The following is a 1,628-nucleotide window of genomic DNA, read 5'->3' on the forward strand; positions in this document are numbered from 1 at the left end:
CCTCGCCGTTTCAGTTGGGGGCGGTGGGCGGCTGAGCGAGTTCGTCTGGGGTCGTGTCGGCCGGTGGGCATGGTGAGGGCCCGACGCGGGGTCGGGTTCTCCGAGGTCCTTCAGTCGAGGGTGGGCGGGGACGGCACGTCAGCTGGCGGGTCGGGGTAGTGCTGCCAGGCGGTGGAATGCGGCCGCGAGTTCATGTCGCCAGGGCCAGGTCGCCGATATCCGAAGGCGGAGGCGGCGGCCGCCCCGGGTGATCCGGGCGGCGACGTGCAGGATCCGGTAGCGAAGTTTCTTGGGTTCGGCAGCCGCGAGTTCGCCGTCCAGCAGGAGGACGCGGGTCCAGGCGAGGAGGTCGATCGCCGCGAGGCTGAGTTCGAGCCAGGCGACGTTGAGCGGGAAGTGGCGGGAGGGGAAGCGGCCGAAGCCGGTGCTCTTGCCGCACCGGATGTGGTCCTCGACTGCGGCGTGTCCGCGGTGGCGGACCTCCAGGAATTGGGCCGATCCGGAGGTGAACGGGGTGTCGGTGAGGATGACCTGGTGCCGCAGGCCCTCGTCCTGGTCGAACAGCGAGAGCTGGGCTCCGGGGTGGGGACGTTCGCGGCGGACGATGATGCGGGTGCCCTCCGGGTAGCCGGCAAGGTCGGCCATGCCGGTCAGTTCGGCGACCTCGGCGGACTCGCGGAGGGTGCCGTCCTGGTCCGGGGCGGGGTGCCGAACCTGCTCGGGCAGGGCCCGGATCGCGCGGCGGACCGGCTCTGTGATCGCGTATCCGACCGAGAAGAAGGTGCAGATTCCGCGTGCACGTAGCTCTCGGACGTGGGTGAGGAAGGACTTTGCGGATCCGGCGCTGTCGGTGCGGACGAGAATGTCGGTGCCGTGCCGGTGTGCGTCGGGGATCTGTGCGAGAGCCTCGTCCAGTACCGCGATGTGATCCGCGGCGGTATTGGCTCCGGCGTTCCCGGGCCGAAGGCGCCCGGACATGCCCTCGCCGGTGTTGGCCAGGAAACACAGCAGGGGGTGGAACCCGAAGCCGCCTTTGTAGGTGGGTGCGGCCTGGTCCTTCTCGGAGTGGCAGGTGATCAGTGTGGCGTCGATGTCCAGGACCAGGCCGGGCACTTCCCGTCCACCGGCCTTCGCCGCCGGTATGCCGGAGCGTGTCTCGCATGCCTGCAGCCAGGCCACTTCCCGGGCCTGAGCGCGGGCGGAGCGCAGACGGTCCAGTACGCGTTCGTCGACGGCGGCCAGCAGCCGCCAGGCAGTCGGTGTCGAGGCGACCGGGCCGAAGACCTCGCCCTGGTCGCGCAGCACGGCCAGATCCGCGATCGCCTCGCCGCCATCAGCCAGCATCACCGCAAGGTCGGTGGCGATCCGGCCCGGGTCATGACCAGTGCCGCGTGGCCGAAGTGGACTCAGCGCGGTGGAGTACAAGCTGGTCAGCCCAGTGGCATCGGCAAGATCAGCCAGTAGCCGTGCACCGGCGTGACCGACCACCCCCGCACCATCAGCGCAGACGTGGAGCTTGGGACGTGAACCGATACCCTGCACGTAGAAAGTGCCTTCCACCTGGACCGACAGAACCCCTCGACAAGGTTCATCGTCCCAGCTCAGAAGGCACTTTCGCGTTTCTGCCC

Annotated in this window: 1 protein-coding gene; it reads right to left on the minus strand. The window is 69.3% G+C overall.

The window, feature by feature from the left end; translation table 11 throughout:
* Positions 1-138: 138 nt before the first annotated feature.
* The gene (locus KWI83_RS37630; protein ID WP_218518863.1) at positions 139-1,560 is read right to left on the minus strand and encodes an IS1380 family transposase; all 1,422 of its coding nucleotides are present in this window, start codon (positions 1,558-1,560) and stop codon (positions 139-141) included.
* Positions 1,561-1,628 lie beyond the last annotated feature (68 nt).

It is taken from the genome of Streptomyces sp. TRM70350, assembly GCF_019219825.1.
Taxonomy (GTDB): Bacteria; Actinomycetota; Actinomycetes; order Streptomycetales; family Streptomycetaceae; genus Streptomyces.